General features: G+C 47.6%; 19 protein-coding genes. 17 read left to right on the top strand and 2 right to left on the bottom strand.

All coding sequences use genetic code 11. The annotated features are described in order from the left end of the window. Positions 1-10 precede the first annotated feature (10 nt). The 17 genes from BLA28_RS29010 to BLA28_RS28930 all read left to right on the top strand — a co-directional run bounded on the left by BLA28_RS29010 (position 11) and on the right by BLA28_RS28930 (position 14,104). Entirely contained in the window at positions 11-3,535 is a 3,525-nt protein-coding gene (locus BLA28_RS29010) for a leucine-rich repeat protein (protein WP_069157270.1), read from the top strand. Between the two features lie 376 nt (positions 3,536-3,911). Next, complete coding sequence (locus BLA28_RS29005; RefSeq protein ID WP_069157271.1) at positions 3,912-4,400, top strand: M26 family metallopeptidase; 489 nt, start codon at positions 3,912-3,914, stop codon at positions 4,398-4,400. A 151-nt stretch (positions 4,401-4,551) separates the two neighbouring features. Next, positions 4,552-5,337 carry a uridine phosphorylase gene (udp, locus tag BLA28_RS29000; RefSeq protein ID WP_069157402.1) on the top strand — a complete coding sequence of 262 codons (786 nt, stop codon included), beginning with the start codon at positions 4,552-4,554 and terminating at the stop codon, positions 5,335-5,337. 131 nt (positions 5,338-5,468) lie between these two features. Then, positions 5,469-6,206 carry an HAD family hydrolase gene (locus BLA28_RS28995; RefSeq protein WP_071699674.1) on the top strand — a complete coding sequence of 246 codons (738 nt, stop codon included), beginning with the start codon at positions 5,469-5,471 and terminating at the stop codon, positions 6,204-6,206. 60 nt (positions 6,207-6,266) lie between these two features. Next, the gene (locus BLA28_RS28990; protein WP_069157273.1) at positions 6,267-6,944 is read left to right on the top strand and encodes a DUF4272 domain-containing protein; all 678 of its coding nucleotides are present in this window, start codon (positions 6,267-6,269) and stop codon (positions 6,942-6,944) included. 36 nt (positions 6,945-6,980) lie between these two features. Then, complete coding sequence (locus BLA28_RS28985) at positions 6,981-7,421, top strand: SRPBCC family protein (protein WP_069157274.1); 441 nt, start codon at positions 6,981-6,983, stop codon at positions 7,419-7,421. A gap of 34 nt (positions 7,422-7,455) precedes the next feature. Then, on the top strand, positions 7,456-7,974 hold the full coding sequence (locus BLA28_RS28980) for a flavodoxin family protein (RefSeq protein ID WP_069157275.1): 519 nt from the start codon (positions 7,456-7,458) through the stop codon (positions 7,972-7,974). Then, complete coding sequence (locus BLA28_RS28975; protein ID WP_069157276.1) at positions 7,971-8,606, top strand: NADPH-dependent FMN reductase family protein; 636 nt, start codon at positions 7,971-7,973, stop codon at positions 8,604-8,606. Before BLA28_RS28980 ends, BLA28_RS28975 begins: the two co-directional genes overlap by 4 nt. Positions 8,607-8,625: 19 nt before the next feature. Then, complete coding sequence (locus BLA28_RS28970; RefSeq protein WP_069157277.1) at positions 8,626-9,030, top strand: nuclear transport factor 2 family protein; 405 nt, start codon at positions 8,626-8,628, stop codon at positions 9,028-9,030. Positions 9,031-9,060: 30 nt separating this feature from the next. After that, positions 9,061-9,930: a DUF4261 domain-containing protein gene (locus BLA28_RS28965; RefSeq protein WP_069157278.1), complete on the top strand. Its 870-nt coding sequence runs from the start codon at positions 9,061-9,063 to the stop codon at positions 9,928-9,930. A 12-nt stretch (positions 9,931-9,942) separates the two neighbouring features. After that, on the top strand, positions 9,943-10,224 hold the full coding sequence (locus BLA28_RS28960; protein ID WP_069157279.1) for a TIGR04076 family protein: 282 nt from the start codon (positions 9,943-9,945) through the stop codon (positions 10,222-10,224). A 27-nt stretch (positions 10,225-10,251) separates the two neighbouring features. Further along, positions 10,252-11,013, top strand: a complete 762-nt coding sequence (locus BLA28_RS28955) for an HAD family hydrolase (RefSeq protein ID WP_069157280.1) — start codon at positions 10,252-10,254, stop codon at positions 11,011-11,013. Positions 11,014-11,064: 51 nt separating this feature from the next. Then, positions 11,065-11,694 (top strand): chloramphenicol acetyltransferase, encoded by a 630-nt coding sequence (locus BLA28_RS28950; RefSeq protein WP_069157281.1) that lies wholly within the window; start codon positions 11,065-11,067, stop codon positions 11,692-11,694. A gap of 4 nt (positions 11,695-11,698) precedes the next feature. Then, positions 11,699-12,511: a sugar nucleotide-binding protein gene (locus BLA28_RS28945; RefSeq protein ID WP_169897316.1), complete on the top strand. Its 813-nt coding sequence runs from the start codon at positions 11,699-11,701 to the stop codon at positions 12,509-12,511. 20 nt (positions 12,512-12,531) lie between these two features. Next, on the top strand, positions 12,532-13,005 hold the full coding sequence (locus BLA28_RS28940) for a hypothetical protein (protein ID WP_069157403.1): 474 nt from the start codon (positions 12,532-12,534) through the stop codon (positions 13,003-13,005). Between the two features lie 20 nt (positions 13,006-13,025). Next, complete coding sequence (locus tag BLA28_RS28935; RefSeq protein WP_069157283.1) at positions 13,026-13,751, top strand: SGNH/GDSL hydrolase family protein; 726 nt, start codon at positions 13,026-13,028, stop codon at positions 13,749-13,751. Positions 13,752-13,837: 86 nt separating this feature from the next. Next, positions 13,838-14,104, top strand: a complete 267-nt coding sequence (locus BLA28_RS28930; RefSeq protein WP_069157284.1) for a sodium ion-translocating decarboxylase subunit beta — start codon at positions 13,838-13,840, stop codon at positions 14,102-14,104. A gap of 14 nt (positions 14,105-14,118) precedes the next feature. On the opposite strand, the gene BLA28_RS28925 is transcribed toward BLA28_RS28930, so the two are convergent. Together BLA28_RS28925 and BLA28_RS28920 are read right to left on the bottom strand one after the other, a co-directional pair. Continuing rightward, on the bottom strand, positions 14,119-15,411 hold the full coding sequence (locus tag BLA28_RS28925) for an acyl-CoA reductase (protein ID WP_069157285.1): 1,293 nt from the start codon (positions 15,409-15,411) through the stop codon (positions 14,119-14,121). Next, a complete protein-coding gene (locus BLA28_RS28920) occupies positions 15,408-16,538 on the bottom strand; it encodes a LuxE/PaaK family acyltransferase (RefSeq protein WP_176726815.1) in 1,131 nt (376 codons plus the stop codon). Before BLA28_RS28920 ends, BLA28_RS28925 begins: the two co-directional genes overlap by 4 nt. Positions 16,539-16,721 lie beyond the last annotated feature (183 nt).

Here is a 16,721-nt window from a genome sequence, read left to right as displayed (position 1 = left end):
GAGAAACAATATGAGGAACAGGAAACATGTGTGCGGCCTTTCGCTGCTTCTGTGTGCTGTCCTGCTGGCAGGACAGCTGGGAACAACCATTTATGCAGAAGGGACGGCATCTGATACGGAGGGCCTGTGCGAACACCATCCGGAGCATACGGCAGAATGCGGCTATGTAGAAGCAATGGAGGGTCATCCCTGTGAACACGTCCACACGGACGACTGTTATACGGATAAGCTGGTGTGTGGTTATGAGGAAGAGAACATGGAACCGGCATCAGATAATAATGCTGCCCATGAACATACACAGGAATGCTATGAATGGAACTGCCCCCATGAGCGTGGGGAGCATGATGAGGATTGCGGGTACAAAGAGGCTGTGGAGGGCCACTCCTGCGGCTTTAACTGTGAAGAGTGCAGCAAGGAATCAAAACAGGTGAGCGGGAACGATTTACCTGAGCAGGAGTTTCCAGAGACAAACATAGAAAAATCAGAAGAAACGACAGTATTTGTCCTTACAGCTTTTGAGGCGCTGGGTGAGAAGACACAATATCAGACTGTTACTGCCGGTACAAAGCTATCTGAACTGGACTTGCCTAATACACTGAGCGCGTCCGGTTACCCTTTGGAGAAGGACAAGGAACACATTTCGGAATCGGTCACCATAACGGATGTAACGTGGGAGTCTGACACCAAATATGACGAAAACGCCGGGCAGGGCAGTTATCTTTTTACGCCTGTTCTTCCAACTGGATATACCTGTGAAAGGGATGTGGAGCTGCCGGAGATCTATGTGAGGATTGGGGCGGCCAATGTCGTATTGGATGTGCAGGATGATGTTTTGGATGTGACCTTTAATAGCAATGGCAGTGGCGGCAATAGCATGGATGACAACGAAATGAAAAAGGCTATAGATGCTGTTCTGACTGGCAAAAAAGCCAATATTACTACCATCAAGCTGACGGGCAATGTAAAGGAGATTACAAGATATAACTGGAAATATCTGTTAGAACAATATTATATAAAGAGCGATTGGGACAATCTGACAACCCTTGACTTGTCTGGCATGACGGATCTTGAAACGATTATGAATAATACACATACCGCTAAGGACAATATGACAAAAATGCAAATGCTGTATCTACCAGATAGCCTGAAGATAATTAGGGAGTATGCTTTTTATGGGTGCAGAAACCTTAAACTGCAATCGTTGCCGGACGGTCTGAAACAAATTGGGGATGAGGCGTTTTATGGCTGTGAGCGACTTGAACTGCAATCGTTACCGAAAGGCCTGACCCAAATTGGGAATTCTGCGTTTTGGGGCTGCAAGAGCCTTGCGCTGCAATCGCTGCCAGAAAACCTAACCCAAATTGAGAATTATGTGTTTAATGGCTGCACAAGCCTAGCCCTGCAGTCATTGCCGAAAGACCTGACCCAAATTGGGGATTCTGCGTTTTACGGCTGCAATAGCCTTGTATTACAATCACTGCCGGTAGACCTGAAGCAAATTGGGGATTATGTGTTTTACGGCTGCAATAGCCTTGTATTACAGTCACTGCCGGTAGACCTGAAGCAAATTGGGGATTATGCGTTTTATGGCTGTGAGCGACTTGAACTGCAATCATTGCCGGTAGACCTGAAGCAAATTGGGGATGAGGCGTTTTATGGCTGTGAGCGACTTGAACTGCAATCGTTACCGAAAGGCCTGACCCAAATTGGGGATGAGGCGTTTTACGGTTGCAAGAACCTTGCGCTGCAGTCGCTGCCGGTAGACCTGACCCAAATTGGGGTTTATGCGTTTTCCGGCTGTACAGGCCTTAGCAGTATTATTATGGAATCCTCGACCGCGCCGGCGATATCTTCTTCCACCTTCAATAATACAAACACTGGCCTGACTTTTTATATCCCCAAAAACGGAAACGGCTATGATTCTGGGAATTGGGAGAATCTGAATACGGTGGAGTATACTCCCATAAGCGCACTTGTCCTTGACCGGAATACGCTGCAGCTGGGACCCGGCCAAAGTGAAACACTGGCTGCCACAGTGATACCGACTGATGCCTCATACAAGGCGGTAAGCTGGAAATCCAGTAATACCGGCGTTGCCATAGTGGACAGTAGTGGTAGGGTGACTGCCGTTTCCATAGGCACGGCCACCATCACCGTGACCTCCCAGTATGGAAAGAAAACGGCCACTTGTGCCGTTACCGTGAATTCACCCATATCCAATAGAGATAATGATCATTCAAGTCCCAGAGGGAGCGATTCCAATATCACAATCACGCCCCTTAAGCCGTCCCAGCCGGACAGCCCGGAACGGACCGTAGCGGAAATTCCTGTCACGGTAAAGGACGGCATGGCCATCGGGACGGCAAGTGACGACAGTACATGGGAAGCCCTTATCAGGGCGCTGCATACAGCCAGACAAAAAGGCAGGGCGAAATATGGAATTACAATGCAGTACAGCGTGACCTCGGCGGCGGTTTATGACAGCTTTTCCATCATCATCAAACGGGCCACCCTCGACCGCCTTGCTGACCCGGACAACGGCATAAAGTACCTGACTCTCCATACGCCTATTGTGGATTTGACCTTTGACCTTGCAGCCCTGCAGGAAATACAGAAGCAGTCCATCGGAGATATTACCCTGACTGCTGCCAGGGAAACCGGCCTTACCGGGGACATGCTGGCTGCTGTCGGCACCCGCCCGGCTTACCGGCTGACCGTAGGCTATACAGGCCAGGGTGGCAAGGCGGCTTTTGTTACCAGTTTTGGTACCGGGCGTGTCACTGTGAGGCTGGCCTATAAGCCTGCAGCAGACGAGCAGACCGGCAGCCTGTTTCTTGTGTACAGCAAGGATGGAAAAAACACGGAATGGCTGTACCAGTCCAGCTATGACCTGGGCAGCGGGAACCTGATAGGATCCACCGGGCATTTCAGTGTCTATGGTGTGGGATACAAGCCTGCCCCTGCCTATGCCGATACTATGAGCCATTGGGCGAAAGAGGACATTAACTTTGTGGCAAGCCGAGGCATGCTGGGCGGAACTGATGAAAACGCTTTTGTCCCGGATGGTATTATGACGCAGGGCATGCTCGTTCTGGCGTTGGGACAGTTGGCCGGTATCGATCCTGCCGCCTATCCTTCCGTCCAGTTTTCCGATGCTGACGCCGCCGCTTACTATGCCCCTTACGTAGAATGGGCATCCTCCAAGGGGATTATTAATGGTACCGGAGAAAAGACCTTTGCGCCGGATGCCGCTGTCACCCGGGAAGAGATAGCGGTCATGATGAAGCGGTATGTGGCTGTTCTGGGATATACCCTTCCGATAGCCCGCGAAGCAGAGATATTTACGGATAACAACAAGATCACCGGCAGCATGAAAAGTGCGGTACAGACTATGCAGCAGGCCGGCGTGATGAACAGTAAGGGAAACCACCTGTTTGCCCCGAAAGATACCGTTACCCGTGCCGAAGCAGTTGCTATCCTGCGGCGCTTTGTAGAAACCGTTATAGACCCTTACGCAGCTGGCGGCCGGAAATAGAACGATGCCGGAAACCGGTTTTGCCATGAAAAGAATAAGCCCGCCCCCGTCTGTTAAATCGATCCGGAAGGGCCAGTAACTCTTGAGCATATGATAGCATATGCCGGGAAGCTGCAGCTTTACCATCAGGTAACGGCTTCCCAGACTAAAAGAAGAGCACCGCAGTCCTTCAGGATTGCGGTGTTTTTCCGTGCCCCTAAAACATTACAATAAATACACCCTGGCTTTTTTTATTCTGATGAAACAGAATGGGACAGCAGGACGAAAGGAAAATCCGGGAATAATTGGATAGCCTTCCGTCAATGCCGATGTAAATTGAGAATTTAGAACTTATGTGTTATCATGAAAAAAAGAATATAGGCCAGGAGAAGATTAAATGAAAAAGTTAATACCAGTATTAATTTGCCTCATATTTATTTTAAGCGGCTGCAATGCAAAGCCTGATACCTCCGCTGCGGTTCAATCAGCAGAGGATCTCCCGGATACAATGCAGACAGCCACCATAGAAGATGCAACATATTATATGATAACCACAGAGGATGAATTGCTTTCCATCGGGAAAACCCATTCCCTGTCGGAAAATTATATATTAGGCTGTGACATTACCCTGACGGGGGAATGGAAGCCGATTGGGAGTAAAAAGGATCCTTTTACCGGCATCTTTGATGGCAATGGGTATAAGATATACAATCTGACAATAACGGAAAAGTCCGGTGATATGGGCTTTTTTGCCGCAAGTGAAGGAGCCGTTATCAGAAATTTAATTTTGGAAAATGCCCATATCAATCATCAGACAAGCTTTTCCATTGTTTGTGACGCGGCAGCTACGGAATTTACGGATTGCCATATTAATCAAAGCAAATAGACAGGAAAGGCAGGCCTTCTGCGAAAAGGAAAATATAATATTACAGCAAAAATTAAGATTCTTTTACGCAGATAACACTGTATTCCCTTCCCTTTTTTTGGTATACTTGTGTCAATAACCAAAAAGGCGGCGGAAAGGGGTGCAGGAAAGTATGAAATATTCGGAAAATGGAATACAGTATCATTTACAGATAAAGAGCGGGGATGTGGGAAGATATGTTATTTTACCGGGAGATCCCAAGCGCAGTGAGAAGATTGCCCGGTATTTTGAGTCACCGCGTCTTGTTGCGGACAGCCGGGAATTCGTAACCTATACCGGCCTGCTTGACGGGGAACGGGTGAGCGTAACTTCAACCGGCATCGGAGGCCCGTCGGCTTCCATTGCCATGGAGGAGCTTGTTAAGGCCGGGGCAGATACCTTCGTCAGGGTAGGAACCTGCGGCGGTATGGATATTGATGTGAAGAGCGGTGACCTGGTTATCGCTACGGGGGCTATAAGAAATGAAGGAACCAGCAGGGAATATGCCCCCATTGAGTTTCCGGCGGTCGCGGATATTGATGTGGTGAATGCCCTGATCGCAGCGGCTAAGGAAAGCGGACATGACTGGCACAAGGGGATCGTACAGTGTAAGGATTCTTTTTATGGACAGCATGAACCGGAAATCATGCCGGTTAGCTATGAACTGGAGAATAAGTGGCAGGCGTGGCTGAGGCTGGGCTGTAAGGCATCAGAAATGGAATCAGCGGCGCTGTTTGTTGTTGCGGATTATCTGAGAGTGCGCTGCGGCTCTGTATTTCTGGTGGTTGCCAATCAGGAGAGGGAAAAGGCCGGGTTAACCAATCCGGTGGAGCATGATACGGACGCCGCTATCCGCACAGGAATAGAAGCGCTTCGTAAACTGATTGCCGATGATAAAAAGAGCGGTTTGAAAAAATAACAGAAAGGTCCGGCGGAAGACATGAGAAATGCAGCCTTCCGACCGGGACGATCGTGGGGAAGGCTTCCTTTCACAGAAAGGAGAGCGCTGCTCCACGATTGTTTTTTACCCGGAGGGAACAGGAAAAGAAAATGACGGATTATACCTATATTATTTTTGATGTGGACGGAACGCTTATAAATTTTGAAAAGTCTGAGCGCAGAGCTTTCAGCAGGACAATGGAGGCATGCGGTATTTTCGATAACGATGAGCTGCATAGAAAGTATACGGATATTTGTGACTCCGTTTGGGAGGAATACGATCTTGATAATACGAAAGATGCTTATATACGGAAAAATTATCACCAATTATACCGGAGCTATGCGGTACGGCGTTTCGCCGAACTGGGAAAAGAACTGAATTTGGAGAAAACACCGGAAGAATTAAGCCGGATTTACACCCGGTATTATAAGGAAGAAAGGATTCCGGAACCGAAAGCGGAAGAGGTATGCAGGCGTCTGTCACAATATTATACGCTGGTTCTCGCTACAAATGGTCTGGAGGAGATCCAGGTACCCAGAGCCGCTATATTCGGAGACTGCATAAGCCGTATTTTTGTTTCAGAAAGTGTGGGTGCGGTAAAGCCTTCCGCAGAATTTTTTGAATGTATCTGTAATACGCTGTCTGTCGCAAGCCCATCGGAGTGTTTGATGGTAGGGGATTCCCTGGTTAACGATATGGAAGGGGCAGCGGCAGCGGGAATGAAGACCTGCTGGTATCATCCGGGTAAGGGTTCCGCCGCCTGCGGAGTGAATCCGGATTATGAGATTACAGCTTTAGAGGAACTGCTGCGTATTTTGCAGTTATGTGATATTAATAAAAAACAGTGAATCCTGCATATGTTATTTATACATTGCGGCACTGTCAGTTTGGATGGAGGAACGGAAATTATGCTTTCAGATAAGAAAACAGAAGGGGAACTGCGAAAAGAAAAATCCATTGCGTTCCTGAAAAAGAAGGAAGTACCTTATATAGAACATCTTCCGATGATTGAAGATTCCGCGTCTGTAAAGATAAAGGCGCCGGAGGTAATAGCCAAACGCATGGTATGCACCTTGCTTACCATACAGTATGCCTTCGATATCATGCAGGGGAACGGCGGAGAGGAAGGAAGAAATTTCTGGTTTGCGATGCTGGAGGATTATGAGGCGCTTGAGGAACTCACGGAAAAAGAGAAGCACATATTTTCCGGCAGCGCATCAGAGGAAGAATTATGTGCCATGACCTGGAAATATGAGGCCTATTGGGTGCTTGCCTGGGCCCTGGGTTTTATAGAAGAACTGGACTATCCGGAAGAGGTCTGTGATTGTGACAGAGCGATTGAAATCGTACGTGACAGACCGGAGCTGTCCCTTCTGCTGCAGGCAGCAAAACCGCGCGGCACACAGGAAATACTGGACGAGGCGGATTTAATTTACCATTTGGACTGGGCCTGTGTGGATGCCAGAATAAAAGGAAACGAAGCACCCGCGTCCCTCAATGCGGATGTTGTGGTGGAGCGGCATATGGCTTTAAACTGGCTGATAGGATACGACGATGACTGGGACAATGTATCCACGGATACCTGACAGAGAAAGCGCCGGCAGAGGCAGAAGGAGGAAGAGATGGCATCAGCAAACAGAAAAGAAGTGTTCCATTCAGATATGGAAACCGTATGGGAAGCGGTAACCAGTCTGGAGGATTATGCATGGAGAAGTGATCTTGACAGGATAGAAATACTGGAACCGGAAAATCCCGGTTCTGCGGGTGCCAAAAGCCCGATACATACAGGCATGAAATTCCGGGAATACACAAAAGACGGATTTGCCACCACGTTTACCATAACGGCTTATGAGCCTATGGAAAGATACGAATTCGACATGGAAAATGAAAATATGCAGGGACACTGGATTGGAACCTTTGAGAAAATAACGGCAGGCGCCAGGGCGGATTTCACTGAAGATGTGAAGGTAAAAAAATTCTGGATGAAGCCGTTTGTGGGAATCTATCTTAGAAACCAGCAAAAACAGTATATGGAAGACCTGAGAAAAAAACTGGAAGGATAGGCCGTTTTTATCTGAGCGGACGAAAGGTATCAGCATGAAAGAAGAATTGAGACAACACGAGAAGAGGCTGGTTATTCATGACCTGCCCGCCGGAGCAATGCCCGCAGTAAAGGATGAAAATATAATTGAAATTTGTGACGATGGTTCTATAAAGTCCTGTATAGGCTGTTTTGGCTGCTGGCTCAAAACGCCGGGGAAGTGCATCCTTAAGGATAAATACAATGAAATGGGCAGGCTGCTGGCAGGCAGCGGGGAAATTATACTGATAAGCCGCTGCTGCTTCGGAGGCCCCGGCCCTTTTGTTAAGAATGTACTGGACAGGAGCATACCTTATATCCTCCCCTATTTTGTTATAAAAAACGGGGAAATGCATCATCGTCAGAGATATCGGAAAACATTGGCATTAAGAGTTGTTTTTTACGGAGAGGATCTTACGGAGCAGGAGAAAGAAACCGCGCGGGAATGGGTGGATGCAATGGCAGATAATCTGTACTGTGAGGTAAAACAGGTGACTTTCTGCGGCAATCCGGAAGAAGCAGGAGGGCTTGTATGAAAATTACATTGATAAACGGAAGCCCGAAACGCAGGGACAGCGCTTCCGGAGTGATTTTATCCCAATTAAAAGGATATATGAAAAGCGATGCTTCTCTTTGTGAACTGCATTTTTTTACCCCGCACCCGCAGCCGGAACAGCTGCAGGAGGCAGCAGACAGTGATGTCCTGATTTTTGCCTTCCCCTTGTACGTGGACGGAATCCCCTCACATATGGTCAGCGCCTTGCTGGATTTGGAGACGGTGATCCGGGAGAAAAAGAAAAAGCGGACAGTTTATGCCATACTTAACTGTGGTTTTTATGAAGGCTGCCAGAATGCCGTGGCCATTAAGATGATGGAAAACTGGTGCTGCCGCAGCGGTTTGGAGTGGGGATACGGAATCGGGGCCGGAGGCGGCGGAATGGTCTCTGCGCTTGCCAATGTGCCTGCGGGCCGCGGGCCGGGTGCATCCCTTGGAAAAGCGCTTTGCCGTCTTGCAGAGGACAGCGCCGCACAAAGAGCCGGAGAAACAGTCTTTGTCCAGATGGATTTTCCCAGATTTGCCTACAAAGCTGCTGCGGAATTCGGCTGGAGGCAGGCCGTGAAGAAGAACGGAATGAAGACAAAAGAGATTCTGAAACAGTGGTGGTAAGCAGGAAGGAGAACCGGAGATGAAGGCTTTTGACAAAGAAGAATTCCTGGAGAAATACTGGAGAGCCGTTCTGGAACAGCAGGCGGATGAGTTGCCTTATTTTTTCAAAGAAGATGCGTGCATCCGATGGCATAATACCCGGGAACAATTTACCGTGAATGAATTTATCCGTGCCAACTGCGAATATCCCGGAGAATGGACGGGAGAAGTGGAACGGCTGGAAAAGGCGGGAGATCTTAATATAATGGCTGTTCACGTCCACACAAAGGATGACTCCCTGTCTTTTCATGTCGTATCCTTTATCCGGATGGACGGGGATAAAATAGGTGCGGTTGATGAATATTGGGGAGATGACGTCCCTGTGCCGGAGTGGAGAAAAGAAAAAGAGATAGGAATTCGTTTCCCGGAATCGAGTGAAGAATGACTGAACAGCAGGACAGAAAGGAAAACAACTATGGAAAATAACAAAAATGCATTCGTTGATAAGTGGTCTTCGGTATATTTCTTTATCCCCTTGTTTGAAAAACCGATAGTTATGCCCACTGCGGAAGAATTCTGCAGCAAGCTTTCCGAAAAATTCGGAAGAGTGACCGAACTGTCGGAGGAACAGAAAATGCCGGAAGACCCTGCAGGACTGAAGTCCTTTGTGCTGTGGGATCATCAGGTTCACTACAGTAAGGAGAATCAGGATCTGCCCTCCCAGCTGATGATTTACGGAGCGGACGAGTTCGACAGCAAACAATTTGATGAATATGTAAAAGCCCAGTTCTGGGCCTGCCCGGACAAGGATGGATTTCTGGAAAAATGCCGCTATTCCATAATGGCAAGCAATATGCTGGCAGCCGGTCTGCCTGCCATGGAGCAATACGGCATTCTGGCTTCTTATGCTGATGCTATACTGGAGCTTTTTCCTGAATGTATCGGAATTTACTGGCCTCACAGTCAGAATCTGGTGCCGAGGGAAACCTATTTGAAGCCTTCCTGGAACCGGGAGGAGCTTCATTTTCTTGACGGCGGCCTCAATATCCGTTTCTTTACCATAAGCGGCACGGACGAGCTTCTTTTTGATACTCTTGGACTCACTCCCATAGGGCTTCCTGATCTACAATTCCACTGCCGGAACCTGGAACCCAATGAGGTTGTGATTTTTCTCAGGAACCTGGCGGCTTATCTTTTTGAATACGGTGATATTATTGAAGACGGCAATACGGTAGAAGGGATTCATCATGAAAAATGGGTGTGCCGGAGGGAGGATGCCATGGCGGCTCCCATGCGTGTGGTGTTGGATGTGAATCCTGGAGAATATGCCGCAGGGAACAGGTAAAAGGAGAGGCCGATGAAGAAAACCATTAAGGAAGACTGGAAATTTGAAATTAAGGTTATCAGGGACGGGGGCTGCAGAATGGGATTTGAAGAAGGAGATATCTTTTCCTGTATGTATGAATGTCCCTCCGGTTTTTGCCCGAAAACAATGTCCGTTCTTCACAGTCTGTGTGAGGCAGCCCGCAGCGGCGGTGATTATCGGTTGTTAGGCGGCAGTGCCAGAGACACGATAGACTTTACCTGTGCGGACGGTGTTATTAAATTCCGTCTGCATGCCATTCATTTGGATGACTGAACATATCAGTTGCGGAGGATAGGAAACATGGATATTAAAATGATAGTGACGGATCTGGATGGCACTTTCCTGAGGACAGATAAAAGTGTATCGGCATATTCTCAGCAAATCATTCAGCAATGCAGAGAAAAAGGCATTGTTTTTGTAATAGCAACAGCGCGCCCGGTGAGGGCTGTGAAGAGTTTTCTGCCATTTTTCTCCTGTGATGCCGCTATCTATCATAATGGCGCTGTGGTAAGGCTGGGAGAAAAAATGCTTGACGGATATGGAATTCCCAATCCGGAAAAATGTATTTTTCCTCTTCTGGAGGCCTTCCCCGATCTTCATGTGTCCGCAGAAATACAGGATTGTCTGTATGCCAATTTTAATCCCGGGAACATATGGAAGGATATCCCATATACATTTACGGATTTTACAGATCTGCCGGAAGCGCCCGCCGATAAAATTCTTCTGGAAGCCACATCATTGGAAGAAATAGAGAAATTCAAGCCGTTTCTTACGCCCGATCTTTATATACAGCTTTCCGAAAACGCAGTTGCTATGGTAATGAATAAGCAGGCCTGTAAAATGAACGGCGTGAAGACGCTTGCCGCCCATTATCACATCAGCACGGAAGAGATCGCAGCCTTTGGGGATGATTATAATGATATCCGGATGCTGCGGGAATGCGGAAGGGGTATTGCGGTTGAAAATGCCATCTCAGAGGTAAAAGAAGCCGCGGATGAAATCTGCGCAGACAATGATCGGGATGGTGTGGCCGGATGGCTGGAAAGAAATATCCTGCTGTGATCGCCGGGGAGCAATGCAGGAAATTAGGAATGAGAGAAGGAGAATTAACGAATGTCGGCTTATAAAGTAATTGACCTGAAGAACTGGAAGAGAGCCATTCACTGCGAGGTATTCAGAAAAAGTATGCAGCCCCAGTATGGAGTCAGCTTCGAACTGGATATAACCAATTTCCTGAAAATAATCAGAGAAAAGGGCTATTCCTTCACTTTTTCCTTCGTATATATTGTTTCCAAATGTGCGAATGAATGCGAAGAATTCCGATACCGTTTCCAGGATGGAGAAGTGGTTTTGTTTGAACGGATTGACACTTCCTTTACTTATATGGACGAGGGGGAAGAGCTGTTTAAAGTGGTTAATGTACCCATGAAGGATTCTCTGGAAGAATATGTGAAGGCGGCTGAAGAGACAGTCAGCGCACAGAAGGAATATTTTACAGGGCCCATGGGAAATGATCTTTTTCAGTTCTCCGGTATGCCCTGGATTTCTTTTACCCATGTTTCCCATACTTATTCCGGGAACAACGAAGCGGCTACCCCGCTGTTTGACTGGGGGAAATATTTCGAACGGGATGGAAAAATGATCCTGCCTTTTTCCGTACAGGTACATCATTCCTTTGTGGACGGCATTCATATAGCCAGATTTGCGGACCTGCTTCAGGCCTGCCTGAATGAAATGGAGTAAAAAGATGGGAAATATTCTGGTATTAGGAGCCAGCGGTTTTGTCGGGGCTGCGATAAAAAAACGATTGGAACAGGAAAATACAGTATATGGAACCTATTTTCATAGCAGAGCTGCCTATGAAACAGAAGCCAGGATGGTATTTTTGGATGTCAGAGATCCGCTGGCTCCGGCGATTCTTTTACAAAAGACTGAGCCGGAATGGATTATATCAAGCCTTCGGGGAGAGTTTGCCGATCAGCTTGCTTTTCACAGACAGCTGGCAAAGGAAATGAAGAAGCTTCCGAACAGCCGGTTATGTTATATTTCCACCGCCAATGTATTCGATAAGGATGGGGAAAGACCCCATTATGAAGAGGATGCGCCGGAGGCAGAAAGTGAATACGGAAGGTTTAAGGCGGAATGTGAGTCTATGCTTATGCAGGAATTGGGAGAGCGCTGCATGATCCTGCGCCTGCCTATGGTATGGGGCAGAGACTGCCCGAGAATCCGCAGCCTGTATGCCGGCGCCGCAGGCGAAGGACAGGTACAGGTCTGGACAAAGCTGTATATCAATATTGCCACGGATGAGCAGATAGCGGGGTATGTATCCCATATTGTGAATACCGGGGCGGCGGGAATTTTTCATGTGGGAACGGATGACTGTATCATACATCATGAACTGGTGCGCAGGATTGGGGAAAGGCTGCACCTGCAGAATATCAGCGCTGCCATGGAGGATGAGGAAAAAGAGGAATATATGGTTCTTTTTTCCCACAGGGAAGATATTCCGGATGAACTGAAGCTTACGGTGGAGCAGGTGATCGAAAGCATCTGCTGAGGAAATCAATGGGAGAAAAGATGAAAAAAGCCGGAAAAGTAATGGGAATCATAATAATGAGTTTGCTCCCGGGAATCATTGCTTTTCATTTCCTTCTTTCATTTATCATTGCTCCGGCAGTGAATGACCATATAGCAAAGAAGCTGTATGAGGAAATGGTACAGGTTCCTTTGCCGGAAGGCGCTGTTGTGTGCGACAGCCGTTTCCTGGCAGGGAATCTGGTTGGAAACGGGAATAAAATGCAGTACTTTGCGGCGCTCCTTCTCCGGAGTGAATGGACGATGGAAGAACTGGAGGATTACTATTTGCCGTATCGGGAGGATAAATGGCATTTTATTGTGGAACGCCAGGAAGGTACCGGGATAGGGCCGCTGGAAGGCCGGGAGGAATTTTCCATTCCGCAGGAGAAAAAGAAAGATGAAAAATACTATATTGTGTATTCCTGGGGCAGCAGCGGTTTCCCTTTTCAGGATTGGGATCTGCGGGCTCATTAGAACGGATATCGGAGGGAAAAATGAATGACAGAGCGGTGATCAGGGGATTGATCAGACAGGGGGCGCAGATTAATATCATTGGAGACAGCCTGGCTGCAGGCGCGGGCAGTTCTGACAGCTATAGCACGGAGGAAGTGATACTGCATGACGGGGAGGATGTTTTTGTAAGGCGTGCTGCGCCAAACAGCTGGTGGAGCCGTTTTCAAAACTATATTGATGATAAATACCCGGGCTGTACGGTGGTGAATAACGGATGCGGAGGCGCTTTTTCCTTTCAGCTGAAGAATCATTTACCCTCTGTTTTTCAGGAAGATAAGGATGATATCATATTTTTATTTCTGGGGGCGAACGATCGTAAAAGGGTAAATGGAATGGATGAGCTGCGCAGCAACCTTATCTGGATGATACGTTATTTTAAAGGGAAAAATAAGCCGGTTGCAGTGTTTACCCCCAATCCATCTACCGCAGAGAATGAATCCTATAAAAACAGGCTTTATCATTTGGAGGACGTTGCCAATACTATTATTGATGTGGCAGAGGCGGAAGATATCCTTATAGTGGATAACTATAATTATATTATGGATTATCTTTTCTTCACGGGGAAAAAGATTGATGATATTATATTTGGGAAGGGCTGCAGAAATGACGGCCTTCACCCATCAGACAAGGTGCAGGAGATGATTTATTATAACCTGATGCGTGTTTTGGGTTTTTCGATAAAGACAGACGGGGCTGTGTGGAAGTGAAAGAACTGGTCAATCAGTATTTTCCAGCTGTTCAGTAGTAGGAAGAATGACAAAAGCGGACAGCTGAGATAAAAGGAGAGATATATATGAAAAAAGGAACAAAAATACTTTTCTGGGTATTATCTGCATGCAGTGTGCTGGGTATTATAGCGAGTGTGCTTGGCTGGCGGAAGAAGGCCTCTGCAATATCCATAATCGGCGGGGCGGATGGTCCCACGAGTATATTTATTGCGGGTAAAATTAACTATACGCCGGTATATTTGCTTACAGCACTTCTTATTCTTGCAGCTGCGGCGACGGCTCTGGTAATCAGAAAACAGCATAGGAATAAAACAGACAGGCCGCAGAAGTAAGCGGCCTGTCAATTTTATTCTATATTAACAATGCGTGTATACTGTCTGAGCGGATAAACTCCGTCATGAGCTTCCCCGCAGAAATCTTCCGACATGTTTCCCGCGCCGGTAATCCGCACTGCACCGGCTCTGGCCAGCAGTTCTGTCAGTTCCTCCCGTTTCCCGGCAGGACAAATAAGTCCGGCAGTCTGAAGATACCCCTTTTTCCTCCGCAGGGTGGATATGATATTTTCCTTTGGCAGTCTTTTTACATAGCAGTTGCCGAACATATAAGAGAGCTCAAGCTCACTGTCCCGGCAGGCGGTCAGGCTGCAGCCATCTGCACGGAAATCTGCTGTATCGGCTTCCTGTGTACCCCGCAGGATTTTTTCCAGGGTATCCGTGTATTTCAGGAGCGTAATTTCGGCGGCGCCTCCCAGGCTGGGAGAGGGATATTGTGAGACAGCGGTTTCCAGATAAGGCAGGAAATCTTCACAGAAATGATGCAGCTCGTCAAGGCTGTGGGTATCCAGAAAAATAGTCTGACAGGAGCTGCATAAAAGCTGTTTGGTGGATGCGATATGTTCCGCCAGGGCTTTCAATTCCCGTTCCTTATCCTGGTAACCGGAAATATACGCGAACCCAAGCTTGTGTCCCCATTCGATCAGCTTCGCCCCGGCAGGTGCAAACTGCCTTACTGCGGAAACGGCGGCGTCTCCGCCCCATACCACAATTCCGTCTGCCATATCGGCCATCCTTTTCATGGCAGGCAAATCGTCGGAAGGAGTATCGAAAACATAGATGAAGTCACTGAGGGCAGGCTCGATTTCGATAAGGGTTGTAATGATCATGAGGGAAAGGCCGTCATCGGCCTGAGGCAGCTTCACTATGTTTATGTTTCCTGTCAGCAGCCCTTCCGCAAGGCTGAAGGCCGGCAGACCGTCAACGTTCCCTGCGGCTATGTGCAGAAGGGTTCCTAAGGGCATGGCGCGGACACAGATACTTTTCTGATCATGGGGAGGCTTTGTCCTGAACGGGACAAAAAAATCCTCACCCAGCTCCATATGGAGTTTATATTCTATGTTTTCCCGGCTCAGGATGACGGCGGCAAGGGATTTGTACCGTTCAGCGCCGTCCATGGCAAGCCCTGCGATTTTTTCATCAAATACACCGTCCGCAATCTTTTTGCCAAGAGCATCAATTGCGGTAATGACCGTATCTGCAGACAGCGTTTTCTCTGCAAGAGTATGATTGATTTCTTCTTCCATACCGGACAGGATGCGTCCCTGTTCGCTGGAATCATAAAGCTTTCCTTTAGCCAGTATCATAATTTTATCTCCGAAATAAGTTCTGCCGCTCCGGCAGCACAGGTTTTGATATCCTTCAGTCCGACACGTCCGATGACCTCCAGATAAGGGGAATGGATTCCGCAGCCGCATTCGCATCCGTCATGCAGAACACCCAAATCATCCGTCATAACGCTGAGTATGGGAGTGGCTTTTATCATGGGCGTTATCAGGTTAATCAGCCCGGTTTTTCCGTTTCCAAGGGGTTGGAGGGTATTTACGTCCCTTATGATGACGCGGCTGTAGGCGGGTACATGGAAATGATGGTTTTTACAGTCACAATAAAGAATGGGATGCTCCGCCGCACCGAAAAATTCCACGATATCTTCATCCCCGATTCCCAGTACTCTGTATGCCAGTTCATAAAAGGTTTTTTTATCAACCTGCTGGGTATAAAACTGCTTCCAGCCGCCTCCCAGCATAATTTTGGAACCTTTTTTCAGTTTCAGACGTATCCCCCGTTCATCCATCATCTGCAGGACAAAATAAGTATAGGAAGGAAAGCCCATAAATCGTAAGGGAAAACGGGAACTGCTGTGCTTTTGAATGGCCCGGATCATAGCCTCTAAATCAGGGGTATAAGCTCCATTCTGATATTTCAGGGCGAAGGAACGGCTTATTGCCGGGGCGAACAGAGTCGCCCCGAATGCTGTTTTAGTAACAGCTGTCCGGTTGCCTTTATGGGGCTTATAGCCGAAAACCACGTAATGGCAGGGGACAGGTGAAAAGAGATGGCGGAGCCCGCCTATTTTCAGCACCATTTTTAAGGCACAGAATAAACCGCCTGTATCGTAGCCGATTTCACTGAATACCCCCTTCGTGCCGGAAGAGGTCGCACGTATGAGCATTTTCCGGGGGGAAACGGAAAACAGCTTATGATGTTTGAAAAGCAGGGTCGGTAAAAAGGGTATTTTTGCGATATCCTCATAACTGCAGAGTGATTCCGGCTTTACACCATAGTAATCCAGAATGGAACGGTACTCTTTGCAGTTATCATATTGAAACCGGCAGTTTTCCTTCACTGCCCGGAAAAAAACAGCATTGGTACTTTCCGTGTCAAAAGGATCCTTTGCACGAAAAAGCGTTGTACGGAATTTTATGGAGAACACCTCCTTTGATTATCGTTTTTTGAAAATATTTATGATATATTTTAACATACAGTCTGCCGATAATCTACCTTGTATCCGGCAGACTGTGTGTTTTTCAGGCTATTGCACAGGGCTTTCCATGGAATGAGACTGCTTTCAGGGCTGTTTTCAGCCGCAATTACTTGTTTTCAGGAGTAATTCAGT

This window comes from Eisenbergiella tayi (assembly GCF_001881565.1).
Lineage (GTDB): Bacteria > Bacillota > Clostridia > Lachnospirales > Lachnospiraceae > Eisenbergiella > Eisenbergiella tayi.
The sequence above is the reverse complement of the archived record's forward strand: the minus strand, read 5'-3'. Positions and strand labels throughout refer to the sequence as shown.

Bases quoted from the DNA above. Each gene is read 5' to 3' on its own strand.
- BLA28_RS29010 (WP_069157270.1), top strand. From the start codon at position 11: ATGAGGAACAGGAAACATGTGTGCGGCCTTTCGCTGCTTCTGTGTGCT.
- BLA28_RS29005 (WP_069157271.1), top strand. From the start codon at position 3,912: ATGAAAAAGTTAATACCAGTATTAATTTGCCTCATATTTATTTTAAGC.
- udp (WP_069157402.1), top strand. From the start codon at position 4,552: ATGAAATATTCGGAAAATGGAATACAGTATCATTTACAGATAAAGAGC.
- BLA28_RS28995 (WP_071699674.1), top strand. From the start codon at position 5,469: ATGACGGATTATACCTATATTATTTTTGATGTGGACGGAACGCTTATA.
- BLA28_RS28990 (WP_069157273.1), top strand. From the start codon at position 6,267: ATGCTTTCAGATAAGAAAACAGAAGGGGAACTGCGAAAAGAAAAATCC.
- BLA28_RS28985 (WP_069157274.1), top strand. From the start codon at position 6,981: ATGGCATCAGCAAACAGAAAAGAAGTGTTCCATTCAGATATGGAAACC.
- BLA28_RS28980 (WP_069157275.1), top strand. From the start codon at position 7,456: ATGAAAGAAGAATTGAGACAACACGAGAAGAGGCTGGTTATTCATGAC.
- BLA28_RS28975 (WP_069157276.1), top strand. From the start codon at position 7,971: ATGAAAATTACATTGATAAACGGAAGCCCGAAACGCAGGGACAGCGCT.
- BLA28_RS28970 (WP_069157277.1), top strand. From the start codon at position 8,626: ATGAAGGCTTTTGACAAAGAAGAATTCCTGGAGAAATACTGGAGAGCC.
- BLA28_RS28965 (WP_069157278.1), top strand. From the start codon at position 9,061: ATGGAAAATAACAAAAATGCATTCGTTGATAAGTGGTCTTCGGTATAT.
- BLA28_RS28960 (WP_069157279.1), top strand. From the start codon at position 9,943: ATGAAGAAAACCATTAAGGAAGACTGGAAATTTGAAATTAAGGTTATC.
- BLA28_RS28955 (WP_069157280.1), top strand. From the start codon at position 10,252: ATGGATATTAAAATGATAGTGACGGATCTGGATGGCACTTTCCTGAGG.
- BLA28_RS28950 (WP_069157281.1), top strand. From the start codon at position 11,065: ATGTCGGCTTATAAAGTAATTGACCTGAAGAACTGGAAGAGAGCCATT.
- BLA28_RS28945 (WP_169897316.1), top strand. From the start codon at position 11,699: ATGGGAAATATTCTGGTATTAGGAGCCAGCGGTTTTGTCGGGGCTGCG.
- BLA28_RS28940 (WP_069157403.1), top strand. From the start codon at position 12,532: ATGAAAAAAGCCGGAAAAGTAATGGGAATCATAATAATGAGTTTGCTC.
- BLA28_RS28935 (WP_069157283.1), top strand. From the start codon at position 13,026: ATGAATGACAGAGCGGTGATCAGGGGATTGATCAGACAGGGGGCGCAG.
- BLA28_RS28930 (WP_069157284.1), top strand. From the start codon at position 13,838: ATGAAAAAAGGAACAAAAATACTTTTCTGGGTATTATCTGCATGCAGT.
- BLA28_RS28925 (WP_069157285.1), bottom strand. From the start codon at position 15,411: ATGATACTGGCTAAAGGAAAGCTTTATGATTCCAGCGAACAGGGACGC.